This is a genomic window from Metabacillus mesotrionivorans (assembly GCF_052171315.1).
Taxonomy (GTDB): Bacteria; Bacillota; Bacilli; order Bacillales; family Bacillaceae; genus Bacillus_P.
The window spans coordinates 177,927-196,123 of the sequence record NZ_JBQMFF010000005.1 but is presented as its reverse complement, the minus strand read 5'-3'; the positions used below and the strand labels follow the sequence as shown (position 1 = coordinate 196,123).

The 18,197-nt window shown below is 47.3% G+C and carries 16 protein-coding genes; 3 read left to right on the top strand and 13 right to left on the bottom strand.

All coding sequences use genetic code 11. The features are described from left to right. Window positions 1-5: 5 nt before the first annotated feature. The 6 genes from ACTSEZ_RS15215 to ACTSEZ_RS15190 form a co-directional block, all read right to left on the bottom strand. Window positions 6-644, bottom strand: coding sequence for a TetR/AcrR family transcriptional regulator (locus tag ACTSEZ_RS15215; RefSeq protein WP_369735060.1), 639 nt, complete (start codon window positions 642-644; stop codon window positions 6-8). A gap of 27 nt (window positions 645-671) precedes the next feature. Then, window positions 672-1,811 carry an acyl-CoA dehydrogenase gene (locus ACTSEZ_RS15210; RefSeq protein ID WP_369735058.1) on the bottom strand — a complete coding sequence of 380 codons (1,140 nt, stop codon included), beginning with the start codon at window positions 1,809-1,811 and terminating at the stop codon, window positions 672-674. Window positions 1,812-2,045: 234 nt separating this feature from the next. Then, complete coding sequence (locus ACTSEZ_RS15205) at window positions 2,046-3,185, bottom strand: acyl-CoA dehydrogenase (RefSeq protein WP_369735057.1); 1,140 nt, start codon at window positions 3,183-3,185, stop codon at window positions 2,046-2,048. 24 nt (window positions 3,186-3,209) lie between these two features. Continuing rightward, a complete protein-coding gene (locus tag ACTSEZ_RS15200; RefSeq protein ID WP_369735055.1) occupies window positions 3,210-4,064 on the bottom strand; it encodes a 3-hydroxybutyryl-CoA dehydrogenase in 855 nt (284 codons plus the stop codon). A gap of 11 nt (window positions 4,065-4,075) precedes the next feature. Continuing rightward, a complete protein-coding gene (locus tag ACTSEZ_RS15195) occupies window positions 4,076-5,257 on the bottom strand; it encodes an acetyl-CoA C-acetyltransferase (RefSeq protein WP_369735054.1) in 1,182 nt (393 codons plus the stop codon). Between the two features lie 148 nt (window positions 5,258-5,405). After that, window positions 5,406-7,517, bottom strand: coding sequence for a (Fe-S)-binding protein (locus tag ACTSEZ_RS15190; RefSeq protein ID WP_369735052.1), 2,112 nt, complete (start codon window positions 7,515-7,517; stop codon window positions 5,406-5,408). 206 nt (window positions 7,518-7,723) lie between these two features. Between ACTSEZ_RS15190 and cls the strand changes: the two genes are divergently transcribed. Further along, window positions 7,724-8,926, top strand: coding sequence for a cardiolipin synthase (gene cls / locus ACTSEZ_RS15185; RefSeq protein ID WP_369735051.1), 1,203 nt, complete (start codon window positions 7,724-7,726; stop codon window positions 8,924-8,926). 27 nt (window positions 8,927-8,953) lie between these two features. After that, window positions 8,954-9,910, top strand: coding sequence for a UV DNA damage repair endonuclease UvsE (gene uvsE / locus ACTSEZ_RS15180; RefSeq protein WP_369735049.1), 957 nt, complete (start codon window positions 8,954-8,956; stop codon window positions 9,908-9,910). Window positions 9,911-9,921: 11 nt separating this feature from the next. On the opposite strand, the gene ACTSEZ_RS15175 is transcribed toward uvsE, so the two are convergent. The 5 genes from ACTSEZ_RS15175 to speE form a co-directional block, all read right to left on the bottom strand. Then, entirely contained in the window at window positions 9,922-10,353 is a 432-nt protein-coding gene (locus ACTSEZ_RS15175) for a hypothetical protein (RefSeq protein ID WP_369735047.1), read from the bottom strand. 146 nt (window positions 10,354-10,499) lie between these two features. Continuing rightward, window positions 10,500-12,170 (bottom strand): arginine--tRNA ligase, encoded by a 1,671-nt coding sequence (gene argS, locus ACTSEZ_RS15170; RefSeq protein WP_369735046.1) that lies wholly within the window; start codon window positions 12,168-12,170, stop codon window positions 10,500-10,502. Continuing rightward, complete coding sequence (locus tag ACTSEZ_RS15165) at window positions 12,167-12,598, bottom strand: YwiB family protein (protein WP_029566572.1); 432 nt, start codon at window positions 12,596-12,598, stop codon at window positions 12,167-12,169. The genes argS and ACTSEZ_RS15165 overlap by 4 nt, the downstream gene beginning before the upstream one ends. A gap of 163 nt (window positions 12,599-12,761) precedes the next feature. Continuing rightward, window positions 12,762-13,643, bottom strand: coding sequence for an agmatinase (gene speB, locus ACTSEZ_RS15160; protein WP_369735044.1), 882 nt, complete (start codon window positions 13,641-13,643; stop codon window positions 12,762-12,764). A gap of 16 nt (window positions 13,644-13,659) precedes the next feature. Next, the gene (gene speE / locus ACTSEZ_RS15155) at window positions 13,660-14,490 is read right to left on the bottom strand and encodes a spermidine synthase (protein ID WP_029283247.1); all 831 of its coding nucleotides are present in this window, start codon (window positions 14,488-14,490) and stop codon (window positions 13,660-13,662) included. Between the two features lie 247 nt (window positions 14,491-14,737). Between speE and ACTSEZ_RS15150 the strand changes: the two genes are divergently transcribed. Next, entirely contained in the window at window positions 14,738-16,804 is a 2,067-nt protein-coding gene (locus ACTSEZ_RS15150; RefSeq protein WP_369735042.1) for a transglycosylase domain-containing protein, read from the top strand. A gap of 140 nt (window positions 16,805-16,944) precedes the next feature. Here ACTSEZ_RS15150 and ACTSEZ_RS15145 read toward each other — a convergent pair whose 3' ends face one another. Beyond that, entirely contained in the window at window positions 16,945-17,460 is a 516-nt protein-coding gene (locus ACTSEZ_RS15145) for a YwhD family protein (protein ID WP_369735041.1), read from the bottom strand. A gap of 12 nt (window positions 17,461-17,472) precedes the next feature. Further along, on the bottom strand, window positions 17,473-18,138 hold the full coding sequence (locus ACTSEZ_RS15140; RefSeq protein ID WP_369735039.1) for a site-2 protease family protein: 666 nt from the start codon (window positions 18,136-18,138) through the stop codon (window positions 17,473-17,475). Window positions 18,139-18,197 lie beyond the last annotated feature (59 nt).

Genomic DNA, 18,197 nt, shown 5'->3' with positions numbered 1-18,197 from the left:
TGTCGTTATTCCGGCTGATTTCCGCTTTTTTGTATCCCCCGCAGAATCAGCCTGGTCTGAACTTCAATGTATTCCTCAAGCGTATAGTTCCGCTGAAGGGCCCATCTTCTGAAGCCCCACATCTGTCCCTGAACGAAGATGTTGTGGGCTAGCAGCTGTCTTTCCGTTGCTGTAAGCGAGATTTCCCCTTTTTCCGCACAGCCTGCTATCACCTTTTCAAACATCCCGACCATTTCGATTTCTTTTTGAAGCACATAAGGAAGCGCGTCACGGGACAGTGACTTCGCTTCCTGGTACATGACGAGAACCTCATCCTGCATCTCATCCACCACTCTGAAGTAGTTTGCGATGGCAAGCTTGAGACTCTCAATCGTTCCAAGCTTCATGTCGATGTTTTTCTCCAGCCGGTCGCGCACCTGATCATAGATCGTGTCGCAGACCAGGTAGAGGACGTCTTCCTTCTGCCTGATATATTCGTAGAGCGTTCCGATGCTGAAGCCTGCCGCTTTGGCAATTTCCCTTGTGGTTGTGCGGTGGAATCCCTTTTGTTTAAAAAGATGAACCGCCCCTTTAATCATCTGGTCACGCCGCTTTTCCACAAGCCTCTCATCTTTGACAGAGGCATGCACTTCCCGTTTAGACATGTTCCACCGCCTCCCTGTTTAGACCCTTTATTTTGTCAGCATGCGCGAAATGACAAGTCTCTGAATCTCCTGAGTGCCTTCGTAAATCTGGGTAATCTTCGCATCTCTCATGTAGCGTTCAACCGGATAATCCTTCGTATAGCCGTAGCCTCCGAAAACCTGCACCGCTTCTGTCGTGACTTTCATAGCCGTATCTCCGGCAAACAGCTTGGACATGGCCGATTCTTTTCCATACGGAAGACCCTCAGATTCAAGCCAAGCAGCCTGGTAGGTTAATAGACGCGATGCTTCAATCGTTGTCGCCATATCAGCAAGCTTAAAGCCGATTCCCTGCTGCTGCGCAATCGGCTTGCCGAACTGCTGGCGCTCTTTCGCATAGGCAACAGATGCATCAAGGGCTCCCTGTGCGATTCCGACAGCCTGGGCTGCGATGCCGTTGCGGCCGCCGTCAAGAGTCATCATGGCAATTTTAAAGCCTTCTCCTTCCTGTCCGAGAAGGTTTTCAGCAGGCACAATGCAGTCTTCAAACATGATTTCGGTTGTAGGCGATGAGCGGATGCCGAGCTTGCTTTCTTTTTTGCCGACGGAGAAGCCTTTAAAGTCCTTCTCGACGATGAATGCGCTCGTTCCTTTATGCTTGCTTGAAGGATCTGTGACGGCAAAAACGATATACGTATCGGCAATGCCGCCGTTTGTGATGAAAATTTTGGATCCGTTAAGGACATAATGATCGCCGTTCAGTTTGGCCGTTGTTCTCATGCCGCCTGCGTCTGAACCCGAGCCCGGTTCTGTCAGTCCGTAAGCTCCGATTTTCTCTCCCTGGGCCATTGGCTTTAAGTATTTTTGTTTTTGCTCTTCAGTTCCGAATTTATAAACCGGCCAGCCTGCTAGCGAGGTGTGGGCTGAAAGGGTTACTCCGATGGAAGCGCACACTCTAGATAGCTCTTCTACTGCTATGACGTATGCGAGGTAGTCGCTGCCGATGCCGCCGTACTCTTCCGGCCAAGGAATGCCTGTCAGGCCTAGCTCAGCCATTTTATCGAACAGCTCACGGTCAAAGCGCTCTTCTTCGTCGCGCTCTGCAGCTGTGGGCTCAACCTCATTTTTAGCGAAATCTCTTACCATTTTGCGGATCATTTCATGTTCATCTGACAGTTTAAAAAACATTGCGTTCATCTCCCGTGTTCTTTTTATTGGCTGGCTGTTTCAATGGAGTGCTGTTTTGTACCCGTTCCCTTTCGCTCCAGTCACAAGATTACCGCGGGGAGTGCCTGAAGCTTCCTCGCTGCGCTTGCGGGATCTTCAGTGCCCTCTTCATCCCGCAGGAGTCAAGTGCCTTCCGCTGCAGTCCACTGGTGTTTTATCTCATTAAGCCATGTATGAAAAAGCCTTCTTACTGTTTTACCCCTTAGTTAAATGCTTGCTGATGACGATTTTCTGAATCTCGCTTGTGCCTTCGTAGATTTCACAGACTTTGGCATCGCGGAAGTAGCGTTCGACCGGGTAGTCCTTTGTGTAGCCGTAGCCTCCGAAAACCTGGATGGCCTCTGTCGCTGTTTCCATAGCGGTTTTTGAGGCGAACAGTTTTGCCATGGAGGCTTCTTTGCCGCACGGCATGCCGTTTTCCCTCATGAACGCCGCTCTGTAGGTCAGCAGTTCTGAAGCTTCGACGGCTGTCGCCATGTCGGCAAGCTTGAAGCCGATTCCCTGCTGGGATGAGATCGGCCTTCCAAACTGGACGCGCTCTTTTGCGTATTCAACCGATTTTTCAAGGGCTGCCTGGGCAATACCGAGAGACTGGGCAGCAATTCCGATGCGTCCGACATCAAGGTTGGCCATGGCGATTTTAAACCCGCCGCCTTCTTCGCCGAGCAGATTTTCAGCAGGCACTTCTGCATCTTCAAACGAAAGCTGAACCGTTCTTGAACCGTAAAGGCCCATTTTATGTTCGTCTTTTCCGATGACAAGGCCCTTTGTGTTTTTCCCGACGATAAAAGCAGAAATCCCTTTTAGGCCCGCCTCAGCGTTCGTAGAAGCAAAAACAATATACGTATCTGCTTCCCCGCCGTTTGTAATAAACACCTTTGAACCGTTCAGAATGTAGGTGCCGTCTTTTTTGACTGCTTTTGTTTTGAGGCTGCCCGCATCTGATCCTGATCCCGGTTCCGTCAGGCAGAATGCACCGAGGTACTCGCCGCTTGCAAGCTTTGGAATGTATTTGTTTTTCTGTTCTTCTGTCCCGAAATAAAGGATTGGATTTGTTCCGACCGATGTATGAACGCTCAGGATGACCCCGACTGTCGCACTGACCTTTGAAAGTTCATGGATGGCGATAATGTAGGACGTAAAGTCCATTCCGGCTCCGCCGTACTGCTCCGGCACAGGGATACCCATCAGGCCGAGAGATCCCATTTTCTTGATAATGTCCCGGGGGAATTCTCCCTTTTCCATCCGTTCGACAAACGGTTCAATTTCAGCCTGGGCAAAATCCCGGACCATTTTCCTCATCATTTCCTGTTCTTCCGTGAAGCGAATATTCATATCCCGTCCCCCTGTGATGTCCGATTACCCAACGTACGAATAAAACCCTCTGCCTGTTTTGCGTCCGAGCCAGCCTGCTTTTACATATTTTCTGAGAAGCGGGCATGGACGGTATTTGTCGTCGCCGAAGCCCTCGTGCAGCGTTTCCATAATGTAGAGGCACGTATCAAGACCGATAAAGTCAGCAAGCGTCAGCGGTCCCATAGGATGGTTCATGCCAAGCTTCATCACTTCATCAATTGCTTCCTTCTCTGCTACCCCTTCATACAGCGTATAGATCGCTTCATTGATCATCGGCATCAGGATGCGGTTAGAAACGAATCCGGGGAAATCATTGACCTCAACCGGAATTTTATTCAGCGTCTTCGTCATGTCTTCTATCGACTGATACACGTCATCAGCTGTTGCAAGACCCCGGATAATCTCAACCAGCTTCATGACAGGAACAGGATTCATAAAGTGCATGCCGATTACTTTTTCCGGACGGTTTGTTGCTGCCGCAATTTCCGTGATTGGAAGGGAAGATGTATTTGTTGCGAGAATCGTCTTTTCCGGCGTGATTTTATCAAGCTTTGCGAATATTTCTGTTTTGATTGCCATGTTCTCAACAGCTGCTTCAATGACAAGGTCCGTCCCGGCTGCATCCTGCAAATCTGCTGAAGGCTTGAGCCTGCTTAAGATCTCCTGTTTCTGATCTGCTGTGAGCTTCTGCTTATCAACCTGCCGCTGAAGATTTTTTTCAATAGAGGCGAGTCCTTTTAAAACAAATTCCTCTTTCAGGTCGTTGACTAAAACGTTATATCCTGCCATTGCGCAAACCTGCGCGATCCCTGATCCCATCTGCCCTGCGCCAATTACCATTACGTTTTGAATACTCATTGATATCCCCCTTATTTGACTTCCACCATAATTGCGTCGCCCTGGCCGCCGCCGCTGCAGATGGCTGCAATTCCGATGCCGCCGCCGCGCCGTTTCAGCTCGTGAATCAATGTGATGATAATCCGCGCTCCGCTTGCGCCGATCGGATGGCCGAGTGCAACTGCTCCTCCGTTTACATTCACTTTTTCAGGATCTAGACCTGCAAGCTGATTGCTTGCAAGGGCAACCGCCGAGAAGGCCTCATTTATTTCAAACAAATCGATTTCTTCAAGCTTTCTGCCCGTTTTCTTTAAAAGCTCAAGAATGACAAGACCCGGTGTTTTTGGAAAATCCTTTGCTTCAAGCGCAATTGCCGTGTGGCCAAGGATTGTTGCCAGAGGCTGCTTTCCTTCTTTTTGAGCACGTTCCTCGCTCATTAGAACAAGGGCGCCTGCACCGTCATTCACTCCAGGGGCATTGCCGGCTGTAATCGTCCCTGCCTGATTAAAAACGGGAGACAGCTTTGAAAGCCTTTCGATTGAAGTATCTTTTCTTGGTGCTTCATCGTGCTGAACGATGACAGGATCTCCTTTTCTCTGCGGTACAGGGACAGGAACAATTTCTTCTCCCAGTTTTCCTGACTCAATGGCTGCGATGGACCGCTCATGGCTTCTGAGCGCCCATGAATCCTGTGCTTCTCTTGAAATTTCAAGCTCTGATGCCGTTTCATTTCCGTAGGTTCCCATATGCACGCCTGTAAATGTGCATGTCAGTCCGTCATGCACCATCATGTCCTGTACCTTTGCATCTCCCATGCGGAGGCCCCATCTTGCTTTTGGCATCATGTAAGGCGCATTGCTCATCGACTCCATTCCGCCTGCAACAATGACTTCCTCGTCGCCTGCCCGGATGATCTGGTCTGCGAGCGTAACGCTTCGAAGACCGGAAGCACAGACTTTATTGATTGTTTCGGTTTTAACTTCCCATGGCATGCCCGCGTGTCTTGCTGCCTGGCGGGAAGGAATCTGCCCCTGTCCGCCCTGAAGAACAGAACCCATGATGACTTCATCTACTTCCTCCGCTTTTACGCCTGCACGCTCTAACGCTTCTTTAATGGCAATGCCGCCTAGCTGCGATGCTGTCAGCGTGCTCAGCCCTCCGCCGAATTTCCCAAAAGGTGTGCGCACTCCGCTTACAATGACTGTCCGTTTCATCGTTCATCTTCCCTCCGTATTTTTATAAAAACCCTATAGAAAGCGGTTACAAAACTGCCGATTGAACGCTCGCTCAGTATAAGTCCAGCCAAGAAGGTGAAACGAAATCCGTCTCACCTTCCTATTCAGACTATTGGCTGCTCACACGTTAAGCGGCACTTTCTTTTCCTTCACCAATCACTGCTTTTTCAAGCAGCTCTGCCACATCATACGTGCTGACTGTCTCTTCAACTTCTTTTGCCTTCGTGCCGTCGCTTAGCATGGTCAGGCAGTAAGGACATCCTGAACTGATGACCGTCGGATTCACTTCAAGCGCCTGGTTCGTTCTCGCCACGTTAACACGCGAACCGGCATCCTCTTCCATCCACATGAGACCTCCGCCGGCTCCGCAGCACATGCCTGTTTCGCGGTTCCTGTTCATCTCGACAAGCTTCACGCCCGGAATGGCTTTCAGGATTTCACGAGGCGGCTCATACACTTCGTTGTAGCGGCCAAGGTAGCAGGAATCGTGGAACGTGATCGTTTCCTTCACTTCATGCTTCGGAACAAGCCTTCCTTCCTTCACAAGCGCTGCAAGCAGCTCTGTATGATGGTAGACCTCTGCTTCAAGCCCAAAGTCAGGATATTCATTTTTGAAAATGTTATAAGCATGCGGATCGATTGTGACAATCTTTTTGATCTCATTTTTCTGGAATTCATCAATATTTTTCGTTGCAAGCTCCTGGAACAAAAATTCGTTTCCAAGACGGCGCGGCGTATCTCCAGAGTTCTTTTCCTTGTTGCCGAGAATGGCAAACTTCACTCCCGCTTCGTTCAGCAGCTTCGCAAACGAAAGGGCGATCTTTTGGCTTCGGTTGTCATAAGATCCCATAGATCCTACCCAGAACAGGTACTCAAACTCTTCGCCAGCCTTGTTCATTTCTTTCACCGTCGGAACATGAACATCTTCTCGCGCCTCGCGCCAGTCTTCACGCTCTTTGCGGTTGAGGCCCCACGGATTACCCTGGCGCTCAATGTTCGTCATGGCGCGCTGTGCATCTGCGTCCATTTTTCCTTCTGTAAGAACAAGGTAGCGGCGCATATCAATAATCTTATCGACGTGCTCATTCATTACCGGACACTGATCCTCACAGTTGCGGCATGTTGTACATGCCCAGATTTCCTCTTCTGTGATGATTTCGCCAATCAGACTCGGGTTATAGGCAAGCGATGCTGCAGCTTCCTGTGAGCCCTGACCCTGGGCCATTGCTGCAAGCTGGTTTCCCTTCGTATCTGCAAACGCATAGGCTGGAACCCACGGGGACATCGATGTGACGGCAGCCCCTTTTTCCGTTAAGTGGTCGCGAAGCCTTAAAATCAGGTCCATCGGCGACAGCATTTTGCCTGTACCTGTTGCAGGACACATATTCGTACAGCGTCCGCACTCCACGCAGGCATATAAGTCAATCAGCTGCGTCTGTTTGAAATCTTCAATTTTACCTACCCCGAAAGTCTCCTGACTCTCATCTTCAAAATCAATTTTCTCTAGCTTTCCAGGGTTCGAAAGGCGACCGAAATAGACGTTGGCCGGTCCTGCAAGCAAATGTGCGTGTTTTGACTGCGGCACATAGACAAGGAATGTTAAAAGGATCAATAAATGAACCCACCATGAAATGTAAAAGATGACGGCAGCTCCCGTTTCACCGACAAAGCTCAGCAGATAAGCAAAGCTTGAAGCGATCGGTTCTGTCCACGTCAGTTCGTGATTGTGCCAGATGAGGTTCATTCCGTTTCCAAGAAGAACAGAAAGCATCAGCCCGCCGATGAAAATCAGAACAAGACCGGCTTTAAAATTCTTTTTGAGGCGCACGAGCTTTTCTATGTATCTGCGGTGAAAAGCCCAGACAACCGCAACGAGAATCATCAGAGTGACAATTTCCTGAAAGAATGTAAAACCCGGATACAGCGGACCAAGCGGCAGATGCGAATCCGGAATTAACCCTTTAATAATAAAATCAAGCGCTCCAAACTGGACAAGGATAAATCCGTAAAAGAACATGACGTGCATGATTCCGCTCTTTTTATCCTTTAAAAGCTTTTTCTGGCCGAAAACATTCACCATAATGTTTTTCAGGCGCTCATTTAATCGCTGATCAAACTCCTGCTTTCGTCCGAGCTTGATATAAGCCATGCGTGAACGGATCAGGTATACAAACAAACTGACTCCGTAAGCGGTTACAAGTATGAATGCCAAAAAGTTGACCCATAGTAGTGCGTCCACTGTCTCTCCCCCGTTTCTGTGATGAAATTTCCCGTTTCCCCATGATTTTAAATACTTTAAATCCATTTAATTTTCAGAATTCAACCTATACTTACATGATAATAATGAATGAGCATTCAGTCAATGATTTTCACTCAATCTTCCCCTGATAATTTTTTATCCCGACGTAAAAGATAAAAGATAGATGAATTCATGGAGGGGTTGGAATGAGCGGCATTCTTTTTTTCACAGCGTTTATGATTATTCTTGCTGTCTTTCTCTCTATGGACTTTTATTTTGGGCGCAGACAGCATATAAAGAAGTCTGCAGCAACTGTCTTTCCTACGAGAAAAAGTGATTTGGAACTGTTCACTGTCGGTCAGCACTTTTATGAACGGCTGTTTGAAGATATTGAAAATAGCACCCATTCCGTTCATGTGTTATTTTATATTATAAAAAATGATGCAGACAGCGAGTCCTTTCTTTCTCTCCTGCAGAAAAAAGCGGAGCAGGGAATCAGCGTACGGCTGCTCGCTGACTATGTCGGCAGCCATAAGCTTGAAAAAAAGAAAATCCAGCAGCTGAAAGAAAGCGGCATTTCCTTTGCTTTTGCCCATAAACCGAGATGGCCGTTCTTTTTTTACAGCTCACAGACAAGAAATCACAGAAAAATTACTGTCATTGACGGCAGGACGGGCTACACCGGAGGCTTTAATATCGGGAAAGAGTATCTTGGCAAAGATCCAAAGTTTGGCTTCTGGAGAGATTATCACCTGCGTGTTACAGGGGAAGGTGTACAGGATTTGCAGCGGCAGTTTCTGACGGACTGGAACGCTGCGTCTGATGAGCATTCTGAAGAAGAAACCGGGCTTTTTCCTTCTCTCCCGCAAGGCCTGTTTGAGCACAGGTTTCTTACAACGCCGGGGATGGATCTTGAGGAGAATTTTCTCACTTTCATTAAAGAGGCACAAAAGGAACTCTTTATTTGTTCTCCATATTTCATTCCCGGAGAGAAACTGATGAAGGAGCTTCTGAACGCAAGGAACCGCGGAGTTTCAGTCAAAATTATGGTGCCGATGAAGGCTGATCATCCGCTCGTGAAAGAGGCGTCCTTTCCGTATTTCGGACCCCTGCTGAAGGCAGGCTGTGACATTTATCAATATTATTATGGATTTTATCATGCGAAAGTTATTGTTGTTGACGACGGATTCTGTGATATCGGGACAGCAAACTTTGATAAGCGGAGCTTGTTTTTAAATGACGAACTCAACTGCCTGATTTATGACGAAGCGTTTGTAAAGCAGCTGAAGCTGACTGTAATCGAAGATATGAAGAGCTCGGCGAAATTAAAGCTCGATCAATATAACAGCAGATCTTTCCGGCAAAGAATGCTTGAGAAAACAGCTTCCTTTGTCTCTTATTTTCTATAAAATGACGGGAAAGGAGCATCTCATCTGATGGAAATCCGTTTTGGATATGTATCAAACGCACTCAACTTATGGGACTGTTCCCCTGCAAAAACGATGACTTTTGCCCGCTATTCAAAGCTTGACCGCAAAGAAGCAGAACAGGCGCTTCACACTGCTGCAAAGCAGAACCTTGAGCATACGCTGCGCATTCTGCATTACAGCGTGGCCCATGAAATTCCGCTCTACCGTTTCTCATCTTCCCTCATTCCCCTTGCTACCCATCCTGAAGCAAAGTGGGATTTCCTTACGCCGTTTGGCGGTCTTTTGCAGGAAATCGGCACTTTAGTGAGAAAGAACAGTCTCCGGGTGAGCTTTCATCCAAATCAGTTCACCTTGTTTACGAGCGAGAAGCCGCATATTACAGAAAATGCCGTGGCTGATATGCAGTATCACTATGACCTGCTGAAAGGAATGGGGCTTGAAGATGAAGGGTTTATCAACATTCATGTCGGCGGGGCATACGGTAACAAAGAAACGGCGACAGAACGCTTCTACCGCAATATAAAAAAGCTTCCGGCTGAAATTAAAGCACGGATGACCCTTGAAAATGATGATAAAACATATACAACATCCGAAACGCTGGCAATCTGCGAAAAGGAAAACATACCGCTCATGTTCGATTATCATCACTACTTTGCCAATAAAACCGATGAGGATGATCTTGAGGAGCTGCTGATCCGGTTTGCGCGGACGTGGGACGGAACCGGGAAAAAGCCGAAAATCCATATATCCTCCCCAAAATCAGAAAAGGAACTCAGAGCACATGCCGATTATGTGGACCTGGATTTTATTATGCCTCTTTTGAAAAAGCTGAAAGAGATGGATTTGGACAGTGATTTTATGATTGAAGCGAAACAGAAGGACCGTGCCGTATTGAAGCTTATAGAAGAGATTTCCGCCATCCGGGGTGTAAAGCGGATCAGCGGCGGTTCAGTGGTTTGGTAGGATCAGTTGGCTTAAGCCCCCTGATCCTCTGTTTCTTTGTCAAACAATGTTATAAAGGCGGCCCAGGACATGAAGGCTGCAACAAGACAAAACAAGGCCGCGGCGCATGCAAGAAGATATTCGCCTTCTTTGAATCCGACATATGTTGCATAGCCTGTCATAACAGTAAATAGAGGCGTGAAAATCAGCATCGCATAGTCTCCCACTTTCGATCTAACTTTATGGCGCTCCTTCCCCCACATCATGTAAAGAATCCCAGCAAACACCGCAAGGAAAACCACACATGCTGCCGCATACCCCACTGCTCCCGCCGAAATATTTTTAAACAAGCCGTCCACTGCAACCCACCCAAGAAACAGGACAAGGATTGTGCCCGGAATTTTCATCATGGAAGAAAGACATCCCATCTTCATGACCTCCTTTATGTATTCTGTTGATTTCATACCTCACCCTCATACAGTTTAAAACCTTTTTAAGGAAATTTTATGGGTGAATGGTACTGAATTTCAGCGTGTATCACCAAAATACTGCTCAAAGAACTCTGATTTAGCCAAATAAAAAAGAACGGCCATCAGCCGTTCTTTCTTCCTTACATCTTTTCAGGAGCAGATACTCCAATTAGTGTAAGCGAGTTTTTCAATGTAATTTGTGTCGCTCTCATTAAAGCGAGACGCGCTTTGCTCTTCGCTTCGTTTTCAGGGTCAAGCACTTTTTCTGCGTTGTAGAAGCTGTGAAGCGCAGAAGACAGATCATAAATGTAGTTTGTGATTCTGTGCGGTATCCGCTTTGCTGCTGCTTCTGCTACTGCCTGCGGAAATTCGCCCAGTTTTTTCAGAAGCTCGACTTCTTTTTCAGACGTTATATCTTTAAAGTCCTGAACACCTTCGTATGAAAGGCCCTGTTCTGCGCCCTGGCGCAGCATGCTTTCGATGCGGGCATGTGCATACTGGGCATAGAATACCGGGTTTTCGTTCGACTGTGATGCCGCAAGGTCCATGTCAAAGTCCATGTGGGTATCAGCGCTTCTCATCGCGAAGAAATAGCGTACAGCATCAAGTCCTACTTCTTCCATAAGATCGCGCATCGTTACAGCTTTTCCTGTCCGTTTGCTCATTTTCATCTTTTCGCCGTTTTTAAATAAGTGAACGAGCTGAATGATTTCAACTTCCAGTGTGTCTTTTTCGTATCCAAGGGCTTCAATTGCCGCTTTCATGCGCGGAATGTAGCCGTGGTGGTCAGCGCCCCAGATGTTGATCAGCTTTGTAAATCCGCGGTCAAGCTTATCCTTGTGATACGCGATATCCGGCGTTAAGTACGTGTAGGAGCCGTCGTTTTTAATAAGCACGCGGTCTTTATCATCTCCGTAAGCAGTTGAACGGAACCATGTCGCTCCGTCTTCCTCGAAAATATGTCCCTTTTCGCGGAGAACGGCAAGAGCATCGTCAATTTTCCCGTTTTGGTAAAGAGATGTTTCTGAATACCAGACGTCAAACGGCACGCGGAAAGCATCCAGATCCTTCTTCAATTTATCCATCTCGAATTTCAGGCCGTACTCACGGAAAAACGCAAGACGTTCTTCTTTGCTTTCTGACACAAACCGGTCGCCGAATTCATCAGCAAGCTTTTTGCCGATATCAATGATGTCCTTGCCGTGGTAGCCGTCCTCAGGCATCGCTGCGTCCTGTCCGAGAGCCTGAAGGTAGCGCGCTTCAACTGACAGAGCGAGGTTGTTGATCTGATTGCCTGCATCGTTGATGTAATATTCGCGGGAAACATCATAGCCTGCTTTATCAAGAATGTTGCACAGGGAATCGCCGACCGCTGCACCGCGGGCGTGGCCCAAGTGAAGCGTGCCTGTCGGGTTGGCTGATACAAACTCAACCTGAAGCTTTTCATTGTTGCCTATGTTCACTTCGCCGTATGCCTCTCCTGCGTCAAGAATAGACGGAATGAGATCCGTGAGGTATGAATTATTCATGTAAAAATTGATGAAGCCCGGTCCGGCAATTTCAATTTTTTCAATGGACGCCTTTCCTTTATCAAAAGAAGCTACAATATCTTCTGCGATTGCACGCGGTGCTTTTTTTGCAACACGCGCAAGCTGCATCGCCATGTTTGTTGAATAGTCCCCATGGGCTTTTTCTTTCGGAAGCTCTAAGATCACGTCAGGAATCTGACTTTCTTCTGCAAGTCCAGCCTTAAGTACTGATGCTTTAATTTCGTCCTTTAACCGTTCTTTAACCTGCTCAACGATGTTCATCCTTTTTCCTCCCTAAACATGATCGTTAACATATGTGAATGCGAATCTTCTTCGCCGATTTGAAGTTCATATTGAACACGGATGATGCCGCCTGCGTTCCCGTCAGTCATCCTGACAGAAATGGCTTTTGTCCTCGTTTCAAGCCTGAGTTCCCCGAACTGCGTCCTGTAGTTTGTCATGGTGTCCACATCTTTTACAAAGCGCTGTTTCATGGAGACGGCCCCGGACCTCATAATAAACACTTCATCATCCCTGAATTTGACGACCGTTTTTACTTTTCCGTACTCGTGTTCCTCGTGATAGCTTAAATAGGAGGCGTTGTTTTTTACATAGTGTTCGCCGGAAGTAAAAAGCTCCAGGTTTTCTGTATCCCCGCCCTGATTGATCTCCGTTTTTACGATCACTTGAACTGGTTTGCTTGCCGTCATTGTCACACATCCTTATAAAAGTATCCGCTATTAACTTATCCAGTATAAAGATTTCGGGCAGAAAATTCAATAGAAGGCAAGTAGTAGTTATCAGCGTTGACGTTCTGGGGTCATTTATACCCAAAAATGAAAAAGCTCCAGTTTTGAACTGGAGCTTTTCTCATTACGGGCGCTTTTGCACCCAGCCTAAAATCATTTCGCGGATCAGTTTGCTTGCTGTATTGGCCGTCTGTTCAGAGTTGTCATAGATAGGCGCGACTTCTACGAGGTCTGCACCGACAACATGAATGTCCGAGCCTGCAATCGCATGAATGGAAGCAAGCAGTTCTCTTGATGTAATCCCGCCTGCATCAACAGTTCCCGTTCCAGGTGCATGTGCAGGGTCAAGAACATCGATGTCGATTGTGACATAAACCGGACGTCCTGCAAGAGTCGGAAGGATTTCCTTCAGCGGCTCCAGCACTTCGAATTTCGAGATGTGCATACCGTTTTCCTTTGCCCACTGAAACTCATCCTTCATGCCTGAACGGATGCCGAATGAATACACATTTGACGGTCCGATCAGATTGGCTGCTTTGCGGATCGGCGTTGAGTGGGAAAGAGGCTCTCCTTCGTACTCTTCGCGAAGATCTGTATGGGCATCCATATGAATAATCGCAAGATCCGGATATTTTTTATACATTGCTTTAATGACAGGCCATGAAACGAGATGTTCTCCGCCCATGCCAAGCGGGAACTTATCCTCCGCAAGTAACTTATCAATGAAGTCTTCAATAATATCAAGGCTGCGCTGCGCATTTCCGAACGGAAGCGGAATGTCCCCTGCATCAAAGTATTTTACTTCTTCAAGCTCCCGGTCTAAATACGCGCTGTATTCTTCAAGACCGATAGACACTTCGCGGATGCGCGTCGGACCGAACCTGGAGCCTGGACGGTAGCTGACCGTCCAGTCCATCGGCATGCCGTAAAGGACGGCTTCGCTGTCTTCGAATGTCGGGTGGCTTTTAATAAAAACGTTGCCTGAATAGGCTTCATCAAATCGCATCTGTGTTTCCCCCTGATTATTTGATAAGATCTGCTACAAATTTCGGCAGGACAAACGCTGCTTTATGAAGCTCTTTCGTGTAATACTTCGTTTCGATCTCATGGAAGCGGTCTTCGCTTACTTCAAGCGGATCATATTTTTTCGATCCAAGTGTGAACGTCCAAAGTCCGCTTGGGTATGTCGGGATGTTTGCTGTGTAAAGACGCGTAATCGGGAAGATTTCTCTTACATCGCGCTGCACGTTGCGGATCAGGTCAGGCGTGAACCAAGGGTTGTCTGACTGTGCAACAAAGATGCCGTCTTCTTTAAGCGCTTTTGAAATTCCAGCATAGAAGCCTTTAGAGAAAAGGTTCACAGCAGGCCCTACAGGCTCTGTAGAATCAACCATGATCACGTCGTATTCGTTATTGCTTTCTGCGATGTGCATAAATCCGTCGCCTACTTTAACCTCTACGCGCTCATTTTCAAGCTCTCCGGCAATTTCAGGCAGGTACTTTTTAGAGTACTCGATTACTTTTCCGTCGATATCAACAAGCGTCGCTTTTTTCACGCCTGGGTGCTTCATGATTTCACGGATAACCCCGCCGTCTCCTCCGCCTACAACAAGAACGTTTTCAGGATTCGGATGGGTAAAAAGCGGTACGTGAGCAACCATTTCATGGTAGACGAACTCATCCACCTGTGACGTCATAACCATGCCGTCCAAAAGAAGCATGTTGCCCCACTCTTCTGTTTCGACCATGTCAAGCTTCTGGAATTCTGTCTGCTCTGTATGTAAAGTGCGGTTAATTTTAATAGTAATGCCGAAGTTTTCGGTTTGTTTTTCTGTAAACCAATGTCCTCCCATTTTAAAACTTCCTTTCTATATATAGTTTCTTTTAAAGCTACAGTAACGATTATTCCCTAATCGGTCATTCTGATTCGCCAAATTTCGAGTTCAAAACCTCACGGAAAAGTATAGATGAATCTAGCAAAAATGCAAGAAGAATTTTAATAGAAAAGGTTTAAAAAGACTGAGATTTTCTCATACTGATTAACAGGAAAGGATGCGGATTTCACGTATTCCGAAAAGATGCAGAAATGAGGTGGGGAACATGGAGGTTATGACGCCGCGGAGAATGCGCATAACTATTAAAGCCGTACGAGCTGCTTTTTTTATCAGTCTTATTGCCATTTTTACAGGGTCAGTCTTGCTCGGCACCATCATGCTTACAGCTAAATGGCAGGGTGCTCCTTCCCTGGCCGTTCAGCAGTCTTCCATTATGTATGCAGGTGACGGGTCGGAGATTGCAAGGACCCACCACGGCGGCAAACGGTACTGGGTGAATCTCGAAGAAATGTCCCCTTCCCTGCTGGCAGCGACAGTGGCCGTCGAGGACAGGCACTTTTACAGTCACCACGGGTTTGACTATAAACGGATTGCCGGTGCTGCGATAGCAGACTTAAAAGCAATGGCGAAGGTTCAGGGGGCGAGCACGATTACCCAGCAATACGCACGGAACCTTTATCTTGGCCACGATAAAACTTGGAAGCGAAAACTGTCAGAAGCGTTTTACACCATACGCCTTGAGCTGAATTACAGCAAAGAAGAAATTCTGGAAGGCTATTTAAATACGATTTACTACGGACACGGGGCATACGGAGCTGAAGCTGCCGCCAGGTATTATTTTGACAAGACGGCCGCAGAAGTATCCCTGGCTGAAGCATCAATGCTTGCGGGAATCCCGAAAGCACCCGGCTCCTACTCTCCTTTTGACAATCAGGAACGAGCCAAAAGCAGACAGAAACTGATCCTGAAAACGATGGTGAACCAAGAGCTGATCTCTCAGGCAGAAGCAGATAAAGCCTATGATGAGCCATTAAAATACAGAGCAATCGAAGCTGTCAAAGCACCCGAAGCAGCCCCGTATTTCCAGGATGCTGTCATGAAGGAGCTGTCTGAAAAGCTCAACCTTGACAGAGTCACAATTGAAACGCGGGGTTTGCGGATTTTTACGACCCTTGATCTTGAGATGCAAAAAATGGCGGAGCAGAAGATGGCAGACATCATTGATGAAGACTCGGCGATTCAGGCAGGTTTTATGGCCATGGACCCGAAAACAGGGCAGGTAAAAGCGCTGATCGGCGGAAGAGACTATGCAGCAAGCCCCTTCAACAGGGCTACACAGGCTAAGAGACAGCCTGGTTCTACTATGAAGCCGTTTCTCTATTATGCCGCAGTGAATAAAGGCTTCACTCCTTCTACGCTGCTGAAAAGCGAGCCGTATACGTTCAAATTTGAGGACGGTAAATCGGTTTACAAGCCAAGCAACTATAACGGCTATTATGCAGACGGCGATATCACTCTTGCACAGGCCATTGCGCTTTCAGACAACATCTATGCTGTGAAAACACACCTTTTCCTTGGCATGAATGAACTGATTGATACATCAAAAGCACTGGGCATTACAAGCAGGCTGCAGAAGGTGCCGTCCCTTGCATTGGGCACGTCTCCCGTAAAACTTTCCGAAATGGTCGGCGGATACGGGATGCTTGCAAACGGCGGCAAGCAAATCGAGCCTTCCTTCATTAAAAGAGTGGAAGATGCAGAAGGAAACGTCATTTACCAGAAGGAAAAAACAGGTGAACAAGTACTGAACGCAGAAGCAGCCTTTGTCACGTCCCATTTGATGACAGGGATGTTTGATGAGCAGCTGAATGATTATACATCCGTTACCGGCCATGCCATCATCCCGAAGCTTTCGCGGGAATATGCAGGCAAATCCGGTACGACAAAGACAGACAGCTGGATGATCGGCTATGCCCCGCAGCTTGTTGCGGGTGTCTGGACAGGCTATGACAAAGATCAGACAATCGATGCAGTAGCAGAACGCAGCTATGCCAAGGACATTTGGGCGGGTTTTATGGAAGAAGCGCTGAAGGATGAATCCGTGAAGGCTTTCTCTCCTCCAAAAGGCGTCATCGGCGTCTACATCAATCCGAAGACAGGCAAGCTCGCATCTGACAACTGTCCGGCTAAGAGATTCGCTTATTTCGTAAAAGGCACAGAGCCGACGGAATATTGCACAGATCACTTAGAAGACGGGAACAGCAGTCCTCAAAAAGGTGAAGAAAAGCAGGAAGAAACGTGGTACAAGAAAGTATGGAAATGGTGGGATTAAGCACCGCCTGACGCGAATAAATGAAAAACCCCGGACCGCCCATGGTCCGGGGTTTTTCGTGTCCTAGCTTTATAAGCTATCTTCAGTTTACTAAAATCGAAAGAATTTGACAATTTGTTCACAGGAACGTCACAGGATTGTCACGATTCCAAAAGCCCTGTTTTCAGCTCCGCACCGGAGTTGTTCCACATGTCTGCGTTATGGTTTTTCAAAAAGTTCATCAAAACCTCTTTAGAAGGTGCATCCATGTGATCAACCATAATATGGCGCTTAAGGGATTTATCCATCTTGTTTACGTGTTCAGGGAGCGATTTATAGCCCCTTCTGATTTCACGGTCGACCGTCATTTCACAAGCCGTTACGCCAGCGTAGTACGGCCCTTCTGCTTTGCGGTCAATGGTCACCCATACGAGCCAGAACGGCTTTCCGTTCGGCACATCCTCCTTGTTCGGAAGAAACTTAATGCCCTTTTCAACCGTGCTTCTCGCATGCATCGCACCGATGTCGACAAAAGCTTCCCCTTCATTTACATCTATAAAGACAGGCGAAATATTCTCAAGGCTCAGTGCACCGACCCCATAGCCGCCGTGGCCGTCAGTCGGATCGTTTTTGATGATATTAAACGCGACCTTTTTCTTTTTTTTATCTTGCTCCATTTAGATAACCTCCTAGAAAAACGGGGTGAGTATTGTATAAAAGACAGTCAGAACAGCTTCTTTGCCGTAATCAAAAGCAGGATAAATCGTGTACTCGCCAAGCGGTGTCAGAACTAAAATCAAAAAAACAACAATCCCGTAGTTTTCAAACTGCGTCATTTTCGCCCGGATGCGCGAAGGCGCCAGATCTTCAATGATCCGGTATCCGTCAAGCGGCGGAAAAGGAAACAGATTGAAAATGAACAGGGTAATGTTTAATCCCACAAGAATGTCAAAAAACTGCTCAAGACTTCCTGCCATACCTGGTGACAGACCGGTCAAAACCCCTGTAGTTAAAAGTATATACCATAACGCCAGGCCAATAAAAGCGACGAGCAAATTGCTGAAGGGCCCTGCAGCCGATACGAGAATTCCGGCAAGCCGCGGCTTTTTAAAATAAAACCGGTTGACCGGAACCGGCCTTGCCCATCCGAAGCCCGCAATAAAAATCAGGATCGTCCCGAACGGGTCAAGATGCTTCAGCGGCGACAGGGTCAGCCTTCCCTGATTCTTTGCAGTAGGATCTCCAAATTTAAAGGCTACATACGCATGGGCAAACTCATGCACCGAAAACGCAATCGCAAGCACAATCACAACGTACGGAATGAGCTCCAAATCAAACGCCAAAAATTCCACCAATCATTCTCCTCGCTAAACATTCTATTCTCCTTCAAGTATACTATAGAAGAATCCAGCTA